General features: G+C 79.4%; 1 protein-coding gene. It reads right to left on the bottom strand.

The window, feature by feature from the left end:
- On the bottom strand, nt 1–1,143 hold a 1,143-nt coding region (locus MXD58_RS25120), incomplete at both ends, for a hypothetical protein (RefSeq protein WP_250610114.1).

The raw sequence follows: 1,143 nt of genomic DNA, 5'->3' as shown, positions 1-1,143 counted from the left end.
CGCACCAAATGCGCGTAAGCGCCCCGAAGCCCCCCCCCGGGGCCCCCCCCCCCCCCCCCACCCCCCCCGGCCGCCCCCCGGCGGTGGCGGCGGGCCGGGGGGCGGGGCGGCGCGCCAGCCTGAGCCGGGCGCCGTGGCCGCGCGGGCGTGGGTCGGCGGCGTCGGCATCGGATCGCCGAGGGTGCGCGGCTTCGCCGTGCCGTGCAAGGTCGCGACGCAGCCAATGGCAAGGCCGCCCGCCATGGCCAGCGTCCGGGCGCCCAGCCGGCCATCGACCCGCCACTCGCCGACGCCGGTGGGCCGAAACCGCAACACCAGCCTGGCGTCGCGCACCGGTGTCGGCATCGCCCCGACGAACGGCGCGGGGACGTTGACGGTGACGCCCAGGCTGGCCTCGTCGCCGCCGCGCAGGTGAAGGTCGAGGGTCGCCGCGTCCACGACCAGGCGCCGCCCCGGCCCGCGGGCACCAGCGGGCAGCGGTGGCCGCGGCAGCCACAGCACCTCGCCGACCGCGCCGGTGCCAGGCGGAACGCCGAACTCGACGTCGACCCGGTGCGGATCGACGTGGCCCGCGGGGGCCGCCAAGGTGATCTCGACGGGTTCCGCGCTGCCCGGCGCCGCGTCGATGACGGCGAGTTCGGCCGGCAGCGGCCCGAACGCGGCGGCCCCGACCGTGCCGGTCAGCTCGACCCGGAAGACCAGCGGCGCGGGCACCCCGGCGAGCAGGCTCACGCCGAGCAGCTGCGGGTGCGACCGCGGGTCCGCCAGGTCGACCGCGACGGGCAGCGACACCGGCTGGCCGGCGCCCCGGCTGTCGTAGTGACCCTGGAACCGCCATCGGGCGCCCGGCAGGATCAGCCCCCGCACGCGCACGCCGGCCCCCGGCCCGAGGGTCCGCCCGGCCCGCACCTGCCAGCCGTCGCCGGCCGGCTCATACCTGCCGGCCAGCGGAAACACGTCGCGCAGGCCGTGCCCCGGGGCCGGCGCGAACAGCAACCGGCCGTCGGGGTAAAGCGTCCAACCGGCGCGGGAGAACCGCCGGGCCACCGTCGGAGCGATCCCCGGCTCGGCGGCGCCGACGGTCAGGTTCTCCCCGGCCGCCGCGACGCCGACGCCGACGAGATGGCGGACCGGACGCGGGGC

The sequence above is a fragment of the Frankia sp. AgKG'84/4 genome, from assembly GCF_023242965.2.
GTDB lineage: Bacteria > Actinomycetota > Actinomycetes > Frankiales > Frankiaceae > Frankia.
Note: the sequence above shows the minus strand (reverse complement) of the source record. Positions and strands in the feature narration are given on the sequence as shown.